Below are 18,474 nucleotides of genomic sequence, written 5' to 3'. Positions count from 1 at the left end.
TTCGACTCAGCGTGATTTTTTACACCTGCAATCCCCGATTTCGGCACGTGCATACTTGATTTCGATACGCCTGCACACTCGGGAAGGAAGCCAGTGACTGCGTTCACCATTGCGATAGTCGGCGCAGGCCCCCGCGGTACCGGCGTGCTGGAACGGCTTCTGGCACGAAGGTCCGCCGCGGATATCCACGTCCATGTGATCGATCCCTTCCCGCCCGGAGCCGGCAGAATCTGGCGTGGCAGCCAACCGCCACTGCTGTGGATGAATTCAGTAGCGGCCGATGTCACCACGTTCACGGACGACACCACCGTCGTGGACGGACCCATACGAACGGGTCCGACGCTGGCCGAGTGGGTACTGGACAACGTAGACACACTGCGCGCAGACCCCGAACTTCAGGACGAGCTCGAGCGGTTCACGCCCGGATCGTTCGCCTCACGCACCCTTCAGAGTCGCTACCTCGGTTGGGTGTTCGAGCGCTCCATCGCTGGGTCCAGCGCGCACGTGCAGGTGCACCGGGCGCGGGTCGTCGATGTGTCGACCGAACAAGTCCTCACCCTCGACGACGGGTCGAACATCCACGCCGACGTCGTTCTGCTCGCGCAAGGCCATCCCGATGCGCTTGCCTCACAACGGGAGACAGAATTAGCAGACTTCGCGAATGCCCACGGGTCGACGTACATCGGCCCCGGGTACACCGCAGATCTGGACCCGGGCCCGGTACCTGCGGGTGAGCCGGTGTTGGTTGCCGGACTCGGGCTGGCATTCATCGATTGGATGGTGTTGCTCGCGGAAAGCCGCGGTGGCACCTTCGCACGGAGCGAGAACGGCACACTCGTGTACACACCTTCGGGCCGAGAGCCGGTGCTCTACGCCGGCTCGCGACGCGGAGTGCCGTACCACGCGAAACTCTCCTACGACATCGCGGCCGCGCGGCCACCTCTGCCGAAATACTTCACCGCAGACGCGTTCCCCGGCGACGGACCGCTGCACTTCCGCGACGAGATCTGGCCACTGGCGTCCAAAGAACTTGCCTGGGCCCACTATTACGAACTGTTCGCAGCTCATCCCGAGCGCACGTCCGGATCGTGGACGGACTTCGAGTGCGGATTGACCGAGATCGAGTGGCAGTCGGAGGAACTCGTCCGGTTCGTCGAACAGTACGTTCCGAAGGACGATGACCGTATCGATCTCGCGCGCATCGACAAGCCCTTCGCCGGAGTGCGATTCGCTGACCTGGAGGATGTTCGGACACACCTGGACGAGTACATCGAGACCGATCTGCGCCGTCGAGCAGACCCGTACTACAGCTCCGACGCTGCAGTCTTTTCCGCATTGCTGTCGGTGTACATGACGATCGGAGAGTTGTTGCGCCGCGGCCGGATTCCGGCGCACTCCGTTGCGGCGGACGTCGAAGGCTGGTTGCATTCGTTCTTCAGCTTCGTCGCCAGCGGACCGCCGCCACTTCGTCTCGAACAGCTGTTGGCCCTCAGCCGCGCCGGCATCGTGCAGTTCCTCGGCCCCGAGGTCACCTTCGCTACCGAGGGCGACCGGTTCGTCGCCAGCAGCGCCGCTCACGACGTGGTGATCCATGCCGACACCCTGATCGATGCGCGGCTCCCCGTGGCGTCGATCGCGAGGGCAGGTGATGAACTGCTGCGCACCCTGCATGCCCGCGGTGACGTGACTGATATTCGCGCGACCGAGCAGAGTGCGGCCAAGATCGCCGTGGACGGTCGTTCCAGGCTGATCGACGCCTCGGGTGAACCAGCCCAACGCAGCTACGCCGTCGGTCCGTGGGTTGCCGGACACACGTGGTCGAGCGCCTTCCCGCGGCCGCGCACCAACGCTGGGTTCTTTCGACACAACGACCAGTTGGCCGCCGAGCTTCTCGGCCACCGACATGATCGAGAAGCACACTTAGAATCACGCTAACGTAAACTGTTGTTCAACAATTGGTCTCACGTTTCACTGGTCCCATGCGAACCTTCATGGCCAGACGACGACCGTCCCGAACCGCGACCACTGCCCTGGTCGCCCTGTGCACTGTGGCCGTGGCTCTGTCCGGTTGCGCGTCGGACGATTCGCCGGACAACGCTCTCGCTGCCGACGCGGCGTTGCCCACCGAGGTTCCTGAAGGAACCAAGCTGGTCATCGCGGACCAGTCGGAGGCTCAGCAGACCGTGCTGGCCGCATCGGGTGAAGCGGATGCTCTGCCGTTCGACTACGAGTTCGCAAACTTCGTGGGCGGGCCTGCGATTCTGGAGGCCTTCCGGGCCGGTGCCGCCGACGTCGCCATCGTCGGCGACACCCCGCCGATCCAGGCGCTCATCGCCGGCCAAGATGTGCCCATCATCGCTGCACGCCAGTCGGATCCGAACAACACTCGGCTGGCAGTAGCCGCGGGCCGAGACATCACCACTCTCGCCGATCTGCGAGGCACCAAGATCGCCTACGCCGAAGGCACGGCGCAGCAGGCGATCGTGTTGCGGGCGTTGGCCGCTGCCGACCTGACCACCGATGACGTCGAACTCGTCCGGTTGCAGCTCTCGGAATTTCCGGACGCCATCCGGACCGGTCAGGTGGATGTCGCACCGCTCGGCGAGCCCAATCTGACTCGCTTCCTTGCGAATCCGGGCACAACGTTGATCGATGTCAGCGAGTCCGACGGAACGTCTACGGGGTTGAGCTACCTGTACGCGCGTCGTGAAGCACTGCAGGACCCCGCCAAGGCCGCAGCCCTGCGCGCCTACGTCGCGTCCTACATTCGCGCGGTCGACTGGTCCAACGACAATCCGGACGAGTGGATCCAGGCGTACTACGTGGACAACCAGGGGCTCACCGAGGCGGACGGTCGACGCATCGTGGAATCGCTCGGGCCGTCGACATTCCCTGTCCTCGACGAGGCACTGGTACAGCGTCAGCAGGACACCATCGACGTCATCGGTGCCGCAGGCGAATTGCCCCGGAAGGTCACTGCATCCGACGGATTCGACTTGCGGTTCGAGCCGATCATCGCGGAGACGGTCACCGAGGTCGGCGGCGCACGCACCCGTGAGGAAAGCTGATGGCCACCCTGACATTGCGTCGTACGAGCCCACCACGTGCACTCGATACGACCGGAACGCTCGCGCCCCGGCGTACCTCGACCCGACGCCTGGGGCCGGGAAAGGCAATTCCGTACGGGTTGGCCGTCGGCCCAGTGCTTCTCCTACTTCTCTGGGTGATCTCGTCCGCCGCCGGATGGCTTGACCCGCAGACCCTCCCGGCTCCTTGGACCATCTACCAGGCCGGGGCCGAACTGATCGCCGACGGTCGCCTGCAGAGCAATCTGCTCACGTCCGTTCAGCGCGCGGGGATTTCACTCGTACTGGGCGTCGCCATCGGGATCGTACTCGCCCTCGTCGCCGGCCTCAGCAGACTCGGTGAAGCTGTCGTCGACGGGCCGGTGCAGATCAAACGCGCCATTCCCACCCTGGCCCTGATCCCCTTGTTCATCGTCTGGTTCGGAATCGGCGAGTCGATGAAGATCATCGTCATCACCACCAGTGTGCTCATCCCCGTCTACATCAACACCCATGCCCAGTTGCGCGGAGTCGACAAACGCTTCGTCGAGCTGGCCGAGACCGTCGACCTGTCCCGTTGGCAGTTCATCCGGAAGATCGCTCTCCCAGGCGCACTCCCCGGTTTCTTCACCGGCCTACGGATGGCGGTCACGATCTCGTGGCTTGCGCTCGTCGTCGTGGAACAGGTCAATGCCACCAGCGGCATCGGCTACCTGATGACGCAGGCACGCACCTACGGACAGATCGACATCATCGTCGTCGGGTTGGTGGTGTACGCGCTGTTCGGATTGATCGGCGACACCCTCGTCCGGTCGGCCGAGAGAAAGGCACTGGCATGGCGACAGACGCTGGGAGGCTGAACACCACCATGACGCCGAACGATACGCGAGTGGTCGAAGCTCGCGGTCTCAGCAGAGGTTTCGGGGATCGACTCGTGTTGGACAGCATCGACCTCGACATTCACAAGGGTGAGTTCGTTGCCCTGCTCGGACGAAGCGGCTCGGGCAAGAGCACGATACTGCGGGCCTTTGCCGAGTTGGACGACGGCGTGCTCGGCTCCGGCGACCTGCGCGTGCCGCGAGCTCGTGCCGTCGTCTTCCAGGACTCTCGTTTGCTGCCGTGGGCACGTGTGCTCGACAACGTCATCCTCGGACTCACCGGACGCGATGCCTCGGCTCGTGGCCGGGCCGCCCTGGCCGAGGTGGGACTGGAGGGCCGCGAGAGGGCCTGGCCCAAGGAACTGTCCGGCGGCGAGCAGCAGCGAGTTGCATTGGCTCGCTCCCTGGTTCGTGAGCCGAAATTGTTACTCGCCGACGAGCCGTTCGGAGCACTCGACGCGCTGACCCGCATCCGCATGCACGTCCTGTTGCAGGATCTCTGCGCGCGCCACAACCCGGCCGTCCTGTTGGTCACGCACGACGTCGACGAGGCAGTACTGCTCGCCGATCGAGTCCTCGTACTCGACAGGGGCCGCTTCGTCGCCGATCGCCAGATCGATCTGCCGTCACCGCGTCGTCACGGCGACCCCCGATTCGTCTCGCACCGCAATGCCTTGCTCGAGGCTCTCGGTGTCGAGGAAGGAGCACACGCATGACCCGAACCCTGCACTTCAACGCCTTCCTGATGTCCACCGGCCATCACGAGTCGTCCTGGCGTCTGCCGGAATCCGACGCGCGCTCCGGCACGGACATCAAGCACTACCAACGACTCGCCCAGATCGCCGAGCGCGGCACGTTCGATTCGATCTTCTTCGCCGACAGCCCCCAGTTGATGGCAAATGTCGCGCGCCGCCCGTCCGGGAACCTCGAGCCGTTGCAGATCCTGACGGCCGTGTCGACGGTCACCGAACGAATCGGTCTCATTGCCACTGCCACAACGAGTTACAACGAACCGTTCAACCTTGCGCGTGCATTCGCCTCCCTCGACCACATTTCGGGCGGCCGTGCCGGCTGGAACATCGTCACCACGGCCGGCCTGGAGGCGGCACAGAACTTCAACCTCGACGAGCTGCCCAAGCACGACGTTCGGTATGCCCGCGCGGCGGAATTCGTCGACGTGGCTCAGAAGTTGTGGGACAGCTGGGACGACGATGCGATCTCAGCGGACAAGGAGTCCGGAGTGTGGGGGCACAACGACAGGGTGAGAACTGTCGATCATCGAGGCGAATTCTTCTCGGTCCGAGGGCCGTTGAATGTCCCGCGACCGATCCAAGGGTATCCACTTCTGGTCCAGGCGGGCTCGTCCGAGGACGGTAAGGATCTTGCGGCCCGGTACGCCGAGGCAGTGTTCACCGCGCAACAGACCATCGACGACGCTCGTGCGTTCTACGCGGATCTGAAAGCCCGGGCAGCCGCTGTCGGTCGAAACCCCGACCACATCAAGATCCTGCCCGGTATCGTCCCGGTCATCGGCTCGACCGAGGCCGAGGCTCACGCACTCGAACTCGAACTGGACCGGCTCATCGTGCCGGAATACGCGCTTGTTCAGCTCGCCAAAACGCTTAAAGTGGATCCATCGGCTCTGCATCTGGACGAACAGCTTCCTGAGCAGCTACTGCCCGAGGACGCTATCGAAGAGGCCAAGAGCCGCTACACCCTCATCGTGGAACTAGCTCGACGCGAACAGCTCACGGTGCGCGAGCTGATCGGACGCCTCGGCGGTGGACGTGGGCACCACACGTTCACCGGTACGCCGCTGCAGGTGGCCGACGCCATCGAACAGTGGTTCCTCGGCGGAGCCGCAGACGGCTTCAACATCATGCCGCCGGCGCTTCCCTCCGGGCTTGAGGTGTTCGTCGACGAGGTGGTCCCGATTCTGCGGGCACGGGGACTGTTCCGAACCGAGTACACCGGATCGACGTTGCGTGAGCACTACGGCCTGCCGCGGCCGGTGAACCAATTCGGTTTGGTGACTGTCTGATCGGCGGCTGGTGGGCCTCGGTCACCGTCCACCAGCCGCAGTTCCCGTCATCCCCTCCAGGACACGAAAGTGAATGTCCTGCTCGACGGACCACCGGGGTCGTCGCGTCGACGGTTTCCCCGGCTCGCGACTCGGTGCGCGATTCTCCAGCCACGGTCGGTGTGCACCAGCGTGTCCTGGTAGTCGCCGCTGCCCGCGGTGCCGTCGGTTCGAACGATGACGAACTTGCTCCACGCCCGGATGGTTCCGTCCGGGCGGCGGGTGAGGATGGTATTGGACGTGTGGTGTGGGTGATACGGCCGAACGTTCTCGACCATCTCTCGCACGGCCGAAATGCCCTGCAGTGCCGCCTCTCCGGCCCCGAAGACCACATCGTCGGTGAACACCGTCCGGGCCTGATCCCAGTCCCGGTTGTCTATCACCTGGGCGTAGCGGGAGAGGACGCCCAGGATCTCGGCCGCAGTGTCGGGATCGACGCGAACTTCCGTGGTCACGACCGAGCCCAGCTCGCGAACGACTCCGCCTCGTGTTGCACGACGTCCGGTCGATTGCGAACGGTGATGCGCCGTCGCGCGATGCGCGCACCGTCGGCAGTCGCCACCACCTCATCGACGTAATCACCGGTGAGAGAGGTGGCGTCGAACTCGACCACGATGAACCGACTCCACACCCGCGCTACATCACCGTCGATATCGGTGATGGTGTTGAGTGTGTGATGAGATCGCTTCGGATCGAACGACTCCAGATACCCCCGGATACCGTCGAGTCCGATGATCAGGTTTTTCTCTGCCTCCAGCGTTGCATCGGGAGTGAAGACCGACGCCAACTCTTCCCACTCCTGATTGTCCACCACGTGCGCGTAGCGCGCGAGTACCTCCGCGACGGCCCAATTATCAAGTCCATCAACATTTTCTGTCACGGAATCAACACGAACTTTCCGCGCGGGTGATCCCTTTTCAGTTCCAAGTGCGCTGTGGCTACATCGGCCAACGGGAACGTCTTCGCGACGACGACCTCGAAATCACCCTCACCTGCCTGTTGCACGAGTGACAGGGCCGCCGTCTTACGCCGTTCCGCGCTCTTCGGGTTACCGCCACCCACTGAGGGGAAACCCTCGTTGGCGGCCCTCTCGAAGGCAGCGATCGTGACCAAACGGGCTTTGTCCGTCAACAATTCGAGGGATACATCCACGGCCTCATCGGTGCCGACCGTGTCGATCGCCGCATCGATGCCGTCGGGTGCCACGGCCCTCACACGATCGAGCAATCCCTCGCCGTACTCGATCGTCACGGCACCGTATTTCTGCAGAGCGTCATGGTTCTCCGCACGCGCTGTGGCGATCACGGTCGCACCACGGGCCTTGGCCAACTGCACGACGATGGATCCGACTCCGCCGGCCCCGCCGTGTACGAGCACGGTGTCGCCGGTCGACACAGCGACCGTTTCGAGCGTGTCGTACGCAGTACCGGCGACGACGAGGAGGCCGGCAGCGACATTCCAGTCCAGAGAGGCCGGCTTCGGCAGTACCGCGTCCGCAGGAACGAGAATCTTCTCGGCGTATGCCCCCTTCGCGCCGGACACGATCACCTCGTCGCCCACTCCTATCGGCCCACCCGGGCCTTCCGCAGCGTTACCGACAGCGACGACGACGCCGGCCGCTTCGCTACCGAGCGACAGCGGAAGCTTCGACGCGTCGGTACCGAATGCACCGCTGTAGCTCTTGTAGTCGAAGGGGTTGACGCCGATTGCCCTGACCTCGACCAGAACCTGCCCTGCTGCAGGCTTGGGCAGAGCCCGATCGACGATCTCGACGACCTCTGGTCCACCAAATGATGTTGCTACCGCTACTCGAGTCATTCCGCCCTCAACTGTTCTCTCACATCGTTTTGTTCCCGACTACACGCGTAATCGCGGTAGTCCCCATTCCTTACCGAGCAGTTCGTACGAAAGCAACCGGTCGGCGTGGTCGTGGGTCATCGAGGTGACAACCAATTCGTTTGCGCCGGTAGCCTTCTGCAAACCGTCGAGCTTCTCGCACACCGTCGCCGCCGAGCCGGTGAATTGGGTGTCCACGCGATCGGCCACAAGTGCGTACTGCTCGTCGGACAGCGGTGTGACACTCCTGGGATCCGGATACTCGACGGCACCGTGACCGCTCCGAATGCTGTACACCCACTGGGGGAACGACGCCGCCAACTCATGCGCTCTGGAATCCGAATCTCCCACAACCACATCAGCTGACACTGCAACATACGGATGGGACAACGTGTCGGATGGCACGAATGTACTCCGGTACTCGTCGATTGCGTCGAGTGTCGTTCCGGGACTGACGTGGTAATTCGCGACGAACGGTAGTCCACGGGCACCCGCCTCTCGAGCACTGGGCCCTGCACTGCTTCCGAACAACCACACTTGCACCTGGGCACCCGCACCGGGACGGGCCGACAAGGGCACGCCGTTTCGCTCATAGGTATCGGACAGCAGCGCCACGATATCGTCGAGCTGATCACCGAAGTCCGGTGAGATCGCCTCGGGCTGCTGGAGGGCACCCAGCGAGGCTGCCAATCGGGCCGACTTCAGCAGTGCAACCGGTGAATACGGAACTGGAAACAGCACCCCGTCGATCGTTCGCGCAGCGCGAGGCCGCTCGGGTACCGGGGCACCGGACAACACTTCGGCACGCCGCTGCCCGGATCGACCCACACCCAGATCGATACGGCCCGGATACAACGCGTCCACCGTTCCGAAGGACTCCACAACGGCAGCAGCTGTGGTGAAACCGAGCTGGACCGCAGCCGATCCAACACGAATCCGGTTGGTGGCAGCGGCAATCAGACCGATCAACACTGCGGGTGAAGAACTGGCCGCCGCCACGAAGTGGTGCTCGGCCACCCAATAGCGCTCGTACCCCCACTCCTCGGTCTGGCGCGCCAGATCCAGGGTGTTACGAAGCGCTTGCTGGACGGTCGACCCCTCGCTGATCGGGGACAGATCGAGAACGGACAACGGAACTCGCGTCATCTCGGGTTCTTCTCCCCTGCCTCGACGGCGACGGTCAGTCTGTTCTCGGCCGGCGCGACGGGGCACGTCGCGTAGTCGGTGAACGCACACGGAAGATTCGATGCCCGGTTGAAATCGAGAACGACGGTTCCGTCTACCGGAGCGGGCACTGCCAGGATCCGCGCAGCCGGATAGGTCGTCACCCCGCTCGTGGCATCGGTGAACAGGACCTTCAGACCGTTGCCGATGCCGCCGAACGCAATCAGTTGCGCAGCGGTACCGGCCACCTCGAAGTCGAGAGTGCCCACAGCCGTGTGATGGTGTTCGAGTCCTTCCACCACGGCTCCGGTCGTGACGGTCACCGGCGAGTCGTACGGGGTGAACTTCCCGGTGGCGACGAACTTCTCGCTCGGCTCGTAGGCCGGGATACCGTTGTAGGACTGGAGGGTCTGAGCTTTCGGGTCGTGTACCCGCAGCGCGACAGAACCGGTCCGACGGATCACCTCGATACGTCGATCTCCGTCCTCGACCAGGATGCCCGGTGCGCCCTCCACCGGATTCAGAGTCGTCACGCCGTCGAACCCTTCGACAGTCACCGAATCGGCGTCCGCCTTCCACCGGCCGGGAAGGTCCGCGACGGTCTCGAATTCATCTGTCAGCCAATACAAACCGGTCAAGGAGACCCAACCCAGAGGATCACCGTAGGACGCCTCTCGGTCGGCATGCCATTGCTTCCAGTCCTGCCCGAAATCGCTCATGATGCTCGCACTCCTTCACGCTGTTCGTACGGGTGACGCAAACCGAGGTGGTCACGCAAGGTGGTTCCGGCGTATTCGGTGCGAAAGCTGCCGCGGTCCTGAAGTTCCGGAATCACCTTGTCGACGAATTCATCGAGGCCTGCTGGGGTGATGTGCGGGACGAGGATGAAGCCGTCGCTCGCGTTGTTCTGCACGTAGCTGTCGATTTCCTCGGCCACCTGCGCAGGGGTTCCGACGAACTGCTGCCGCGTCGTCATCGCGATGATCAGTTCACGAATGCTCAGGTTGTCTGCTTCGGCGCGCTCGCGGTACTGCTGGGCAATGGTTCTGGGGTCGCCGTGTCGCGCACGACCACGGGTGATGGACACATCGCCGCTGGGTTCGATATCCGGCAACGGACCGTCCGGGTCGTACGCGGACAAGTCCTGTCCCCACACCTGTTCGAGGAACGAAATAGCTGTCTTACCGCTGACCTGCTGATGCCGGATGTGGTCCGCCTTGTCGACCGCGTCCTGCGCAGAATCGCCGAGCACGAACGTCGCCGCGGGCAGCACCTTCAGGTCGTCGTGCTCGCGGCCGTACTTGGCGAGCCGACCCTTGACGTCGGAGTAGAACTTCTGTCCGTCCTCGAGCGTGCCGTGGATGGTGAAGATGGCGTCGGCCTTGGCCGCACCGAACTCGCGGCCCTCGTCGGAATCGCCCGCCTGCAGCAGAACCGGATGTCCCTGCGGACTGCGCGGCAGTGTGAAGCGACCCTGCACATCGAATTGCGGTCCGGAATGCGAGACTGCGCGGATCTCGGATTGGCGACCGAAGATCCCGCGCTCGCGATCGACGACGAACGCGTCGGACTGCCAGGAGTCCCAAAACTTTCGCGCGACGTCGATGATCTCGTTGGCCCGCACGTAACGGTCGGCACGATCGAGATAGCCGCCCCGCCGAAAATTCTCGCCGGTGAACGCGTCCGAGGACGTCACCATGTTCCATGCCGCCCTACCGTCGGACAGGTGATCCAGCGACGAGAACTGTTTGGCGAGCTCGAACGGTTCGTTGAACGTGGTGTTGATCGTCCCGGCAAGTCCGAGCTTGGTCGTCACCGATGCAAGCGCGTTGAGGACGGTGAGCGTGTCAGGTCTTCCGACCACATCGAGGTCGTGGATCTTGTTGCGGTGCTCGCGCAGTCGCAGCCCTTCGGCGAGGAAGAAGAAGTCGAACAGGCCGCGTTCGGCCGATTCGGCAAGGTGCACGAACGAGTCGAACTCGATCTGGCTCTTCGATTCCGGATCGGCCCAGACAGTGGTGTTGTTGACGCCGGGGAAATGGGCACCAAGATGTATCTGCTTCTTCGTCACAGGCTCTTCCCTTCGAGTGCAAAGCGATTGACGGGACGCGTCAGGCCGAGACGCTCGCGCAGAGTCGATCCGCTGCGGGTGTCGGTGGCCGGTAGTGCCGCCACTCCAGACGGCAGGGCGAGCGGTACCAGGGTGACCCCGTCCAGCCCGGCCGCTTCGATGGAACCGAGCAGGAGATGCAAGCCTGCTAGGTCGCCGACATGCGACACGCTCTCAGCGGCTCTGACGTGCCCCGCCCAGTTGTCGAGCTGAGCGAGTTCCTCAGCGGCAGAATCGGATACCGAGGTCTCCACGTCCAACAGGACGAACACCTCGGCCGGGTCACGGCCTTCGGCAACGACCGCCCGTCGAATGCGGGCGGCGGTCGTTGCCGCATCCTCGACCGAGTCGGCGACGATTCGGACGATGTCGGCACGCGCAGCGGCCACCGACACGGACTCCGTGGAGTCACCGCGAATCACGACTAACGACTGTCCTTGAGGAGACCTCGGAGTGATCGACGGACCCTTGACCGAGAAGTTCTCACCCTCGAAGTCGATGTAGTGCAGCTTGTCTCGGTCGATGAACCGCCCCGACTCGACATCACGGATCTCCGCGTCGTCCTCCCAGCTGTCCCAGAGCCTGGTGACGACCTCGATTGCCTCGTCCGCCTCGCGCCACAGGCTGCCGTTGTCCTGCTCAGCTTTCCGACCGAACAGCGCTGCCTGCTCGGCACCCGGACTCACCTCGACCTGCCATCCGGCCCGGCCGTGGGAAGCGAAATCGAGGCTCGCGATCTGCTTCGAGATGTGGAACGGCTCGGTGTGCGTGACGGTGATCGTGGGCACCAGCCCGATCTTCTCGGTGACGGCGGCTGCCCGTGCCGCGATGGCTGCGGCCTCGAGCGTCCGACTGGCAAACGAATCGCCCAGGAACGCGAGATCGATACCCGCTCGGTCTGCAGCCTGCAGCTGGTCGATCCAGAACCCTGCGGTGAACACCTCTTCCGCGCGAGAATCGGGACGACGCCAGGCCTGCGGATGTGCGCCGGTGCCTTTCAGCTCTATCGCGGTCAGGAACAGCTTGTCAGACACTGGTGCTCGCTTTCTCGTGCGCGCTTCCGGGAATGGCCCCGAGTAGCTCGCGGGTGTAGTCCTGCTGTGGATTGTCGAACAGTGCTGCGGTGTCGCCGTATTCCACGATGACGCCGGATTGCATGACGGCCACGGTGTCGCTGATCTGACGGACCACGGCCAGATCGTGCGAGATGAAGAGGTAGCTCAGACCCAGCTCGGACTGCAAGTCGTCGAGCAGCGTCAGGATCTGTGCTTGCACCGATACGTCGAGGGCCGAGACCGGCTCGTCGAGCACCACCAGTTCCGGTGCGAGAGCCAACGCTCGGGCGATGGCGACCCGCTGGCGCTGCCCACCCGAGAGCTCGGCCGGCCGTCGGGCCAGGTAGTCGCTGGTGAGTGCCACCTGATCCAGCAACGTCCGGGCACGCTCGGAACGCTCACGCGAGGAACCGACCTTGAACGCGTCCAACGGTTCTCGCACGATCTCGCCGACGCGCAGCTTCGGGTTCAGTGACGCGTACGGGTTCTGATAGACGATCTGAACACGCCGCCGCAGTTCACGCCTGGCCTTGCCACGCAGACCGGTGACGTCAACACCGTCGAACGTGACCGAACCCGACGACGCGGTCTCGAGACCGATCGCGATGCGCGCCAACGTGGACTTGCCGGACCCGGACTCGCCGACGAGCGAAACGGTGCGCCCACGTTCGACGGTCAACGTGGCTCCCTTGACCGCATCGAGGTGGACGCCTCGGCCTATGGTGAACCGCTTCGAGACGTCGCCGACCGTCAGGATCGGATCGACTGCCGTGGTGCGCGCGGGTCGTACGGTCGTATTCAGCGACGGCGCAGCGGCCAACAGTTGACGTGTGTACGCGTGCGTCGGGTTCGCCAGTACCTCTGCGGTGGGGCCGGTTTCGACAATCCGACCCGCGCTCATGACAATCAGGCGATCGGCTCTGTCCGCAGCCACGCCCAAGTCATGAGTGATCAGCAGGACAGCGGCACCGGTCTCGGCGATCCTGGCGTCGAGATGATCGAGGATGCGTCGCTGCACGGTGACGTCCAGGGCGCTGGTCGGCTCGTCGGCGATCACCAGTTCCGGGCGGCACGCGAGAGCGATTCCGATCAGTACGCGCTGACGCTGCCCACCGGACAGGTCCTGCGGATACTGCCGCGCCCGCACCTCGGGGTTGTCCAGACCCGCTTCGGTGAGGATGCGAATTGCCTCGACCTTCGCGGACCGGCGATCTGCGAGACCGTGCACCCGCAGCACCTCGGCAACCTGGTCGCCGACGCGAACCACCGGGTTCAGCGAGGTGGTCGGATCCTGCGGGACGAGCCCGATATGACGGCCGCGCAACCGGTTCAACGTCTTGTCCGAGGCTGTGTCGAGCCGCTGCCCGTCGAACGTTACCGATCCGCCCACGATGCGGCCGGAACCCGAGAGCAGACCGATGACGGCGTGGGCAGTCGTCGACTTTCCGGAGCCCGATTCACCGACCACGGCCACCACTTCACCGCGGTCGACGGTGAACCCGATGCCGGAGACGGCGGTCGTCTCACCGTAATTGACGTGCAGATTCTCTACTTCGAGAATGGGGCTCATTGTGATCGCCTCTCGAGTGCGTGCCCTAGGCGGTGCGCGGACACGACGACGGCCACGATCACCAATCCCGGCAGTGTGGTCATCCACCAGGCGGTGGCCAGGAAGTTGCGGCCCTCGGAAATCAGCGATCCCCACTCCGGGGTGGGCGGAGCAGCGCCGAAGCCGAGGAAGCTCAGCGCCGATACCGCGAGAACTGCCATACCGAATTCGACTGCAGCGAGCGCGATCACAGGGCCGTACGAGTTTCTGAGGATGTGCCTGCGGAAGACATCGAACCACCGCACACCCGAGGCGTAAGCCGCTTCGACGTACAGCGATCTGCGCACCCGCAGCACCTCCGAGCGCATCACTCTGGCGAAATTCGCGATCAATGTGACACCGACGGCGATAGCAACGTTGACGGTGCCGAAGCCCAGAGCGGTCACCAGCGCCAGGGAGAGCAACAGCGTCGGAATCGACAGCAGCACATCGACGATGCGCATCAGCACCGCGTCGACTACTCCGCCGACGGCCCCCGAGACCAGACCGATGATCGAGCCGACCACCAGGGCGATGCCGACTGCCAACAGCGTTGCCGTCAGCGACAATCCGGAACCGCGGACCACTCGGGTGAAGACGTCACGGCCGATGTTGTCGGTGCCGAACCAGTGCGCCGCGCTGGGTGCCTGCAGCTTGTCGGCCGGTGTACCCACCAGCGGATCGCCGCTCGCGAAGACGGACGGGAACAGCGCGAACCCGAGAGCCAGCAACAGCACGACCACGGAGGCACCGAGCCAGATGTGCTTCAGCACGTCTCGCGGACCCCTGCGCCGCGCGGGTGCCGGTGCTTCTTCGACTACCGGGGGAACTGCCGAATGGACGGCGGTCTCGCGAATCAGAATGTCAGACATGAGCTTTCTCCGGTTCTGCGCTGGCCTGCACGGGCCGGTATTCGCGCACGATGCGCGGATCGATCAGCGGATAGAGCAGGTCGACTGCGAGATTGACCAGGACGAAGACCAGCGAGGTCAGAACGACGATGCCCTGCACCACCGGAATGTCCTGGGCCAGAACCGATGTCTGGGTCAGCCGTCCGACTCCGGCGCGCGAGAACACCGTCTCGACCACCACCGATCCGGCCAGCAGGGTGCCCACCAGGACTCCGGCAATCGTGAAGGCCGGGATCGAGGACAGTCGCAGAACGTGTCGCGTCTGCACCCGAATGCGTGAGACCCCCTTGGCGCGAGCCACATCCACGAACGGCTGCTTCCACGTGGTGGCCATGCTGGTAGCCAGGACCTGCGCGATGACAGCACCGGTCGGCAGAGCGAGCGTCACCGCAGGCAGCACCAACGACGCTGCCCCGTCGTCACCGAACGCCGGGAACCAGCGCAGTCGGAACGAGAACAGTTGCAGCAGCAGTAGTCCTACCCAGAACGTCGGCACCGCCACCCCGAGCGGTGGAAGCGCCAGCAGCAAGTTCTTCAGCCATACGATCTGGGTGTACGTGGCGGCGTAAGCCACCGCGGATCCGAACACGACCGCCAGCACCAGGGCTGTCCCCGCCAAGCCGAGTGTGCTGGGCACCGCGTCGAGAATGGCCGTCGTCACCGGCTGGCCGGTGGCGATGGATAGTCCGAAGTCGCCCTGCACGGCCCCGACCAGCGAGTGCCAGTACTGCACCAGCACCGGCTGATCGAGACCGTAGCGGGCCTGGAGTTCAGCGATGGCCGCAGCGTCGGCCGGGGTGCCCGAGCCGGCCGAGTCCACGGCAAGACTGACCGGGTCCGAGGGAAGGAGGAAGAGCACGATGAACGAGATGGTGAACGCAGCCCACAGCACTGCCAGTGCCTGCAGTACTCGCTGTCCGATGTAGCGGGTCATGGCTCTACTGCCCGCTCAGCCAGGTGTCGAAGAACTGCAGGCGAGCGGAGGCCTCGAATTTCAGATCCTGTACTTTCGACGCCGCGCCGACTGCCTGCGACAGCTCGATCGTGGGAATCCACAATCCGTTGTCGAGCACCTGCTGCTGCGCGGTTGCGAGGATCTCGTTGCGGGCCGCCACGTCGGTGGTCGAGAGCTGCTCCGTCAACGATGCATCCAAATCCGGAATCGGGCCGCGCGCGTTCAAGTTCCGACCGTCCACGGCAAACGAGGTGCGCAGAATGTCACCGTCGGCGCGGGTGCTGTTGTAGTACGTCGCGTCGTAGTCCTTCGTGCCTTGCCGTGCCGTCGCCTCCGAAGTGGAGACCAGTTCGAGCTGTAGGTCGACGCCCACTGCACGCAGCTGCTGTTGAGTCAGCTCCAGAATCGCCTGGTTGCCGGCGAACACCGCCGAGTACATGACCTTGAAACTCAGCTTCTGCCCGTCCTTTTCACGGATGCCGTCTCCACCGGGAGCCCAGCCTGCGGCGTCGAGCAACGACTTCGACTTCTCGGGATCGTAGGTGACGTCGGCGAGTTCGACGTAACCCGGCGTGGCGCTGGCCAACGTGCTTGTCGCCGTTCGGAAGTCCGGTCCGAGGACCGTGTCGACGAGTTCCTGACGGTTGATCGCCGGTACAAGGGCCGTCCGGACGGCGGGGTCCTGTAGCGCACCGCGAGTGACGTTGGGCTGAATGCCGAACGGAACGCCCGGGTTGGATGCCGTCAGAATCCGGCCACCGGTCGCCTCGATCTGCGGAGCGTCCTGCGGTAGCGCGTCGCTGACGGCGTCGAGCTGGTCGGAGGAAAGACTGCCGGTACGTACACCCGATTCGGGCACGATGGTGAACTCGATACGGTCCAGGTATGCCTCGCCCTCGTGACCGAATACCGCAGAGCCCCAGTCGTATCCGCTTCGCTTGGCCAACGCGACGGAACGGTCCTGCTGGTAGTCCGCATAGGTGAACGGTCCCGATCCGATGTTGGTACCCAAGCACCGCGACTCCGCCGACTGCGCCGAGGTGGCGACGGCCTGGATGCCGAGCTGAGGCGTCGAACTCGCTTGCAGGAACTGCGCATTGGGTGCCGAGAAGTCGATGCGGATGGTGAGCGGGTCGACGACCGTGGCACCTTGATATCCGGTCAGGTAACTCGCAGCCAGCGGTGCCTTGGCGGCACCGAGGGTGCCGGTGATGGCGTCGAAATTGTCCTTGACGGCGGTGGCGTCGAGCGGGGTGCCGTCACTGAACGTCACACCGTCCTTCAGCTGGAAGGTGAAGGACTTAACGTCGGCACCGACCTCCCAACTCTCGGCCAACCATGGCTCGACTTCTCCGGTTTCAGGGTTCTGGTCGGTAAGCGAATCGACCACCTGCCGGGTGACGTAGATGGTTTGATTTGTACCCGCCTGAGCCGGGTCGGAGCAGGTAGGAGCCCCGGACAGGCCGTAACGCAGCGTCCCTCCGGACTGCGGTGGGCCCGCGTCGGCGGCCGAGGTGTTGGCGCTACCTGCGCACCCGGCGAGCAGTGTGGTGGTGGCGGCGATTACTCCGGCCACCAGAAGAACAGGGCGAGTGGACACGTGGGTGTCTCCGGTATCTGGTCGATCGCAGGCGAACTCCCGCGTCCGAGCCAGGTGCGCCCAGGAAGGAGTTCGTGCAGATGATGAGGTGTGGTGTCGAAAAGTGCGGTGCCGAAATGTCAGCTAAGACAGGTCGAACCGTTCAGACGGCACAGATCGACATGAATCCGACGGCATCCGTCGACGAAACCTGAGGCGACTCGAGTGTTCACGTGTATTCCTCCATCGGTCCCGGCGGTAGCACCCTCACCCGACGAGCGGGGGGTTGCTGCGACGTCAACGAGCCAGGTCTCTCGGTCGCTCTGGATGGTCCTACGTGTCCGATACTACGAGAGGGTCGGCGCACTTGCCAACTGGGGTAGAAATCCCACACCGACTGAAGCCTCGAAGAGTCCGGACAGGACCAATCCTACCAATCAGACGGCCACTGTCAGCTCAGCGTTCTCGCTTTCGATTGGGACCGAATCAAGCTGCTGCTCAGCCATATTCGATACCCGAGCGTTCACACGATGCACCCAATACCCGACCGTTTCGTCGGCCGAGGCAAACCGATCCAGCACGTCCATGCACAGCCAGGTCGCAACCGAGAAATCCTGTTCCGCCCCGTCGAGGCCCATGAGTGCCAACTCGTCGCCCACGGCGATGAGAGCGCGATCGACACCGGAACTACCGCGCTCGAGCCATCCCAACGCCCGCCGGAGATACTCCCAGTCGGCCGCGGGCACAGACTCGGTGGCCGATTGCCTGCACAATTCCGCCGTCGCAACGAGCGCGTCCACAACCGGTGTCGACAGTGCACCGTCGAGTTCGACGAGCATGCCTCGATCGGAATCGATCAGATCGGCCATGTAGCGCCAACGGGTCGGAAGGGCGACTTCCTCTGGCCACAGGTCCGTCGTACCGAACTGAAGTCGAGTGATCAGTTCCTTCGGTGAACTGCACGAAGCGGCGAAACGAAATGCGTCGTTCATGTCGATCGTCCCCACTGGGTCAACACACAACATTGGACACCGACCCGACAGTCGAGTTCGGAGGTACTGACAAGCAGCGGCTTTCGTCACCGAAACAAGCAACGCTGCTGAGGTCGTTACGTCCGCCTTGGGGGATATTGAACCCCGCCACCAGCATCTACGCGACCCCTCGTTACGCGAGATCGACAACGTCACACTTTCGATCGATGTGTAATCCCCCACATAGTGCGATGCTCCGCCGGTTTCGACGGACAAATACGA

The 18,474-nt window shown here is 63.9% G+C and carries 17 protein-coding genes and 1 riboswitch; of the genes, 5 read left to right on the top strand and 12 right to left on the bottom strand.

Features of this window, described 5'->3' with window-relative positions:
* The first annotated feature begins 93 nt into the window (after positions 1–93).
* Genes CH294_RS14050 through CH294_RS14030 form a run of 5 tightly spaced genes read left to right on the top strand, consistent with a single transcriptional unit; the run spans position 94 to position 5,984 of the window.
* Positions 94–1,935, top strand: coding sequence for an FAD/NAD(P)-binding protein (locus CH294_RS14050; protein ID WP_094738279.1), 1,842 nt, complete (start codon positions 94–96; stop codon positions 1,933–1,935).
* A gap of 44 nt (positions 1,936–1,979) precedes the next feature.
* Positions 1,980–3,068: an ABC transporter substrate-binding protein gene (locus CH294_RS14045; protein WP_249305270.1), complete on the top strand. Its 1,089-nt coding sequence runs from the start codon at positions 1,980–1,982 to the stop codon at positions 3,066–3,068.
* On the top strand, positions 3,068–3,925 hold the full coding sequence (locus tag CH294_RS14040) for an ABC transporter permease (RefSeq protein WP_094738278.1): 858 nt from the start codon (positions 3,068–3,070) through the stop codon (positions 3,923–3,925). Before CH294_RS14045 ends, CH294_RS14040 begins: the two co-directional genes overlap by 1 nt.
* Before the next feature lie 8 nt (positions 3,926–3,933).
* Positions 3,934–4,659, top strand: a complete 726-nt coding sequence (locus CH294_RS14035; protein WP_094738416.1) for an ABC transporter ATP-binding protein — start codon at positions 3,934–3,936, stop codon at positions 4,657–4,659.
* Positions 4,656–5,984, top strand: a complete 1,329-nt coding sequence (locus tag CH294_RS14030; RefSeq protein WP_094738277.1) for an LLM class flavin-dependent oxidoreductase — start codon at positions 4,656–4,658, stop codon at positions 5,982–5,984. The genes CH294_RS14035 and CH294_RS14030 overlap by 4 nt, the downstream gene beginning before the upstream one ends.
* 47 nt (positions 5,985–6,031) lie before the next feature.
* Here CH294_RS14030 and CH294_RS14025 read toward each other — a convergent pair whose 3' ends face one another.
* The 12 genes from CH294_RS14025 to CH294_RS13970 all read right to left on the bottom strand — a co-directional run bounded on the left by CH294_RS14025 (position 6,032) and on the right by CH294_RS13970 (position 18,213).
* On the bottom strand, positions 6,032–6,478 hold the full coding sequence (locus tag CH294_RS14025) for a nuclear transport factor 2 family protein (protein WP_170944718.1): 447 nt from the start codon (positions 6,476–6,478) through the stop codon (positions 6,032–6,034).
* Positions 6,475–6,903, bottom strand: a complete 429-nt coding sequence (locus CH294_RS14020) for a nuclear transport factor 2 family protein (RefSeq protein WP_094738275.1) — start codon at positions 6,901–6,903, stop codon at positions 6,475–6,477. The genes CH294_RS14025 and CH294_RS14020 overlap by 4 nt, the downstream gene beginning before the upstream one ends.
* Complete coding sequence (locus CH294_RS14015; RefSeq protein ID WP_094738274.1) at positions 6,900–7,841, bottom strand: NADP-dependent oxidoreductase; 942 nt, start codon at positions 7,839–7,841, stop codon at positions 6,900–6,902. Before CH294_RS14015 ends, CH294_RS14020 begins: the two co-directional genes overlap by 4 nt.
* A 39-nt stretch (positions 7,842–7,880) precedes the next feature.
* A complete protein-coding gene (locus CH294_RS14010; protein WP_094738273.1) occupies positions 7,881–9,005 on the bottom strand; it encodes an LLM class flavin-dependent oxidoreductase in 1,125 nt (374 codons plus the stop codon).
* On the bottom strand, positions 9,002–9,742 hold the full coding sequence (locus CH294_RS14005; RefSeq protein ID WP_094738272.1) for a DUF1684 domain-containing protein: 741 nt from the start codon (positions 9,740–9,742) through the stop codon (positions 9,002–9,004). Before CH294_RS14005 ends, CH294_RS14010 begins: the two co-directional genes overlap by 4 nt.
* Positions 9,739–11,094 (bottom strand): NtaA/DmoA family FMN-dependent monooxygenase, encoded by a 1,356-nt coding sequence (locus CH294_RS14000; RefSeq protein WP_094738271.1) that lies wholly within the window; start codon positions 11,092–11,094, stop codon positions 9,739–9,741. Before CH294_RS14000 ends, CH294_RS14005 begins: the two co-directional genes overlap by 4 nt.
* Entirely contained in the window at positions 11,091–12,167 is a 1,077-nt protein-coding gene (locus CH294_RS13995; RefSeq protein WP_094738270.1) for an LLM class flavin-dependent oxidoreductase, read from the bottom strand. Before CH294_RS13995 ends, CH294_RS14000 begins: the two co-directional genes overlap by 4 nt.
* Positions 12,160–13,758, bottom strand: coding sequence for an ABC transporter ATP-binding protein (locus tag CH294_RS13990; RefSeq protein ID WP_094738269.1), 1,599 nt, complete (start codon positions 13,756–13,758; stop codon positions 12,160–12,162). The genes CH294_RS13995 and CH294_RS13990 overlap by 8 nt, the downstream gene beginning before the upstream one ends.
* Positions 13,755–14,648, bottom strand: coding sequence for an ABC transporter permease (locus tag CH294_RS13985; protein ID WP_094738268.1), 894 nt, complete (start codon positions 14,646–14,648; stop codon positions 13,755–13,757). The genes CH294_RS13990 and CH294_RS13985 overlap by 4 nt, the downstream gene beginning before the upstream one ends.
* A complete protein-coding gene (locus CH294_RS13980) occupies positions 14,641–15,621 on the bottom strand; it encodes an ABC transporter permease (RefSeq protein WP_094738267.1) in 981 nt (326 codons plus the stop codon). The genes CH294_RS13985 and CH294_RS13980 overlap by 8 nt, the downstream gene beginning before the upstream one ends.
* 4 nt (positions 15,622–15,625) lie before the next feature.
* Positions 15,626–17,206 carry an ABC transporter substrate-binding protein gene (locus CH294_RS13975; RefSeq protein ID WP_249305299.1) on the bottom strand — a complete coding sequence of 527 codons (1,581 nt, stop codon included), beginning with the start codon at positions 17,204–17,206 and terminating at the stop codon, positions 15,626–15,628.
* A 255-nt stretch (positions 17,207–17,461) separates the two neighbouring features.
* Positions 17,462–17,555, bottom strand: a riboswitch (SAM riboswitch).
* 103 nt (positions 17,556–17,658) lie between these two features.
* A complete protein-coding gene (locus CH294_RS13970) occupies positions 17,659–18,213 on the bottom strand; it encodes a hypothetical protein (RefSeq protein ID WP_094738265.1) in 555 nt (184 codons plus the stop codon).
* Between the last annotated feature and the right edge of the window lie 261 nt (positions 18,214–18,474).

This window comes from Rhodococcus sp. 14-2483-1-1, from assembly GCF_002259335.1.
In the GTDB taxonomy this organism is placed as follows: Bacteria; Actinomycetota; Actinomycetes; order Mycobacteriales; family Mycobacteriaceae; genus Rhodococcoides.
The sequence above is the reverse complement of the archived record's forward strand: the minus strand, read 5'-3'. Positions and strand labels throughout refer to the sequence as shown.

Bases quoted from the DNA above. Each gene is read 5' to 3' on its own strand.
- CH294_RS14045 (WP_249305270.1), top strand. From the start codon at position 1,980: ATGCGAACCTTCATGGCCAGACGACGACCGTCCCGAACCGCGACCACT.
- CH294_RS14040 (WP_094738278.1), top strand. From the start codon at position 3,068: ATGGCCACCCTGACATTGCGTCGTACGAGCCCACCACGTGCACTCGAT.
- CH294_RS14035 (WP_094738416.1), top strand. From the start codon at position 3,934: ATGACGCCGAACGATACGCGAGTGGTCGAAGCTCGCGGTCTCAGCAGA.
- CH294_RS14030 (WP_094738277.1), top strand. From the start codon at position 4,656: ATGACCCGAACCCTGCACTTCAACGCCTTCCTGATGTCCACCGGCCAT.
- CH294_RS14015 (WP_094738274.1), bottom strand. From the start codon at position 7,841: ATGACTCGAGTAGCGGTAGCAACATCATTTGGTGGACCAGAGGTCGTC.
- CH294_RS14010 (WP_094738273.1), bottom strand. From the start codon at position 9,005: ATGACGCGAGTTCCGTTGTCCGTTCTCGATCTGTCCCCGATCAGCGAG.
- CH294_RS14005 (WP_094738272.1), bottom strand. From the start codon at position 9,742: ATGAGCGATTTCGGGCAGGACTGGAAGCAATGGCATGCCGACCGAGAG.
- CH294_RS13990 (WP_094738269.1), bottom strand. From the start codon at position 13,758: ATGAGCCCCATTCTCGAAGTAGAGAATCTGCACGTCAATTACGGTGAG.
- CH294_RS13985 (WP_094738268.1), bottom strand. From the start codon at position 14,648: ATGTCTGACATTCTGATTCGCGAGACCGCCGTCCATTCGGCAGTTCCC.
- CH294_RS13980 (WP_094738267.1), bottom strand. From the start codon at position 15,621: ATGACCCGCTACATCGGACAGCGAGTACTGCAGGCACTGGCAGTGCTG.
- CH294_RS13970 (WP_094738265.1), bottom strand. From the start codon at position 18,213: ATGAACGACGCATTTCGTTTCGCCGCTTCGTGCAGTTCACCGAAGGAA.